1 protein-coding gene and 1 pseudogene are annotated in these 2,580 nt (G+C 56.8%); one reads left to right on the top strand and one right to left on the bottom strand.

Annotated elements, in window-relative coordinates:
* The first annotated feature begins 772 nt into the window (after positions 1–772).
* Positions 773–1,756 carry an alpha/beta fold hydrolase gene (locus P3T21_RS38255; protein WP_429261032.1) on the top strand — a complete coding sequence of 328 codons (984 nt, stop codon included), beginning with the start codon at positions 773–775 and terminating at the stop codon, positions 1,754–1,756.
* Positions 1,757–2,034: 278 nt separating this feature from the next.
* Here P3T21_RS38255 and P3T21_RS38260 read toward each other — a convergent pair.
* Positions 2,035–2,487 (bottom strand): annotated as a pseudogene (locus P3T21_RS38260) (IS6 family transposase); the annotation flags it as partial.
* Between the last annotated feature and the right edge of the window lie 93 nt (positions 2,488–2,580).

Here is a 2,580-nt window from a genome sequence, read left to right on the forward strand (position 1 = left end):
GGGTTGCGCGAGTCCGAGCGGCTTTTTAATCAGCATTTCGTCATTTCGGATAGAGCGGAAGATTGATTCAACGAACTTCTAACTCAGGACACTAGCACCAATTCTGAACTCCAACAGTGGCGACGGCGTGCTGCAACTGCCTGACGCGCTCTGGGCGGAAATCGGAGCCCAAGGCTGGCAGGTTGACGATGTAATTGAAATCGACGTGTCCGGGCCCGGCCGCGCGACGATCCGAAACCAGTATGCAGAATGTCGTCGGCTTTCCGTGCAGAGAAAAGATTGAAGGGCAGTCCGCGCTGCTAATCCGATCCGAAGCCCGGCGGTGCGATCCAGTCCGCTGGCACGAGGCCCAGTTGCTTCGCCGTCGCTGTGGGCAGGCGCAACAAGACCGTAGGCGCGTTGCGGCATCCTTGCCATTGAAGGCGCGATCGAGTTCCTAAGGGACTCAATGACGCCACTGGTGGGGTTATCGCTGAAAGCTACGCGCGGTTGAGCGCAACGGCCGACCCGAGGGAGCATGGAAGACCGTTCGGCCAGTTTCGCCCTGCCGTCGTCCGAACAACACTATTTTCCATAGATTGTCGCAATTTCGGCAACATTGTGAGTTCTTCTCCAAGGCTTCTGCCGCCAACGCGACGAGCATACGATTTGCCCTGACGGTGATCGGCGGCGGCATGTGCACATTGCGAATCGGAATTCTCGTTGCTGCCCGCCTCTCCGCTCCGTTGACGGGACAACAAGCCCAGCATAGCCATTTCGCAATTGAGAGACCATGACTAAAGAATCAGGAAAGCTTTCCCTTAACGCCAAACGGCGGAATTTGATGATAGGCGGGGTCGTCGGGACGATGGCCAGCACTATGGCTATGGGTACCGGCAAGCAAGTGGACCTCGGATCCAGCCGGCAAGCTGCGAGAAATCATAAGGATGACGTGATCCGCACAAAAGACGGAGTGAGTTTGTACTTCAAGGACTGGGGTCCTCAGGACGGTCCGACTATCACGCTGAGTCATGGCTGGCCGCTCAGCTCAGATAGCTGGGAGAACCAGGCCTTTTTCCTCGCGTCGCAGGGTTTTCGCGTCATCACCCATGATCGTCGCGGCCACGGCCGTTCGAGCCAGCCGTGGGATGGCAACGACATGGATCACTATGCAGATGACCTCGCGACCGTTATAGAGACGCTCGGATTGCGCAACGTTGCGGTTGTTGGCTTTTCGACAGGAGGAGGCGAAGTCGCCCGCTATATCGGCCGTCATGGCACGTCGCGTGTATCAAAGATCGGCCTGATTTCGGCGGTTCCGCCGCTGATGGTCAAGACTCCGGACAATCCACGTGGCGTGCCTATCGAAGTCTTCGATGGTATTCGCGACGGCATGATTGCCAATCGTGCTCAACTGTTCAAGGACATTCCGTCGGGTCCGTTCTACGGTTTTAATCGCCCGGGTGCCAAGGTTTCCCAAGGCCTGATCGACGCGTGGTGGCTCCAGGGAATGACGGGCGGATTCAAGAATACCTACGACTCAGTCAAGGCCTTTTCCGAAACGGATTTCAGGGCGGATCTGAAGAAGTTCGACAAGCCGACGCTGATCGTGCACGGCGAGGATGACCAGATCGTACCGGTCAATGTTGGGGGACGCGCCAGTAAGAAGCTGGTGCCTCACGCCATCCTCAAAGTCTATCCCGGAGCGCCGCACGGACTAACGGACACACACAAGGATCAGCTTAACCAGGATCTGTTGTCTTTCCTGCTCAGCTGATTGCGACAGATCATCGTAAATCTTGCGCTTGTTGTCGGAGGAGTGGTTTCACGACTATTTCGAGCCTGCGGAGGTTCTGAGCTCACAGTCAATTAGTACCGACCCATGTGTGGAACTGGATGAACGTTGCCCGTAGCAACATGGACACCTTGTGCGCGAGCCTCTGCGGGCGTCCACATGTGACGCAGGCTCCGCTAGCGGACTTTCGGGATTTTTATGCTTACTCAATCAGGTGATCCGTGGTTACGAACGAGACGTCTCCAATAAATAAGGGTGCTTTATCGATTGAACAGGACAGAATTCCAGACGGCGGGCGCAGCGGTTTCCTTGAGCCTGAAAGCGGAGAAGTCGAACTGCCCCTTGCGAATGCGATGCATCAACTCGATGCCCGAAATCGTGGTCGCGGCGCTCCTGAACCATTTGAAGCCGAGCATCACGTTCGTTCTGGACTTGATGTTTCGATGGTCCTGTTCGATCAGATTGTTCAGGTACTTCGAGGACCGGACCTTCGTTTCCTCGGGCAGCAGACCGTCAGCGATCATCTCCCGCACGGCCCGGTGCGAGGCCGCATACCCATCGAGCGTGATCGTCTCCGGTGGCTGGCCCTGATGCTGGATTGCCTTGCTGAAAAAGGCTTTTGCCGCAGCCACGTCGCGCTTTGCCCTGAGCGTGAAGTCCACCGTCTGGCCGGCCCGATCCACCGCCCGGTACAGATAAACCCATTTGCCGCGAATCTTCAGTGGAGTAAGAAACAGGGCGTAGTCGAACTATTTCCCTGTTTCTCCTCCCCGAACCGGACGTGCACCTCTCAGCGCATCCGGCTC

This window comes from Paraburkholderia sp. GAS334 (assembly GCF_050436625.1).
In the GTDB taxonomy this organism is placed as follows: domain Bacteria; phylum Pseudomonadota; class Gammaproteobacteria; order Burkholderiales; family Burkholderiaceae; genus Paraburkholderia.

Bases quoted from the DNA above. Each gene is read 5' to 3' on its own strand.
- P3T21_RS38255 (WP_429261032.1), top strand. From the start codon at position 773: ATGACTAAAGAATCAGGAAAGCTTTCCCTTAACGCCAAACGGCGGAAT.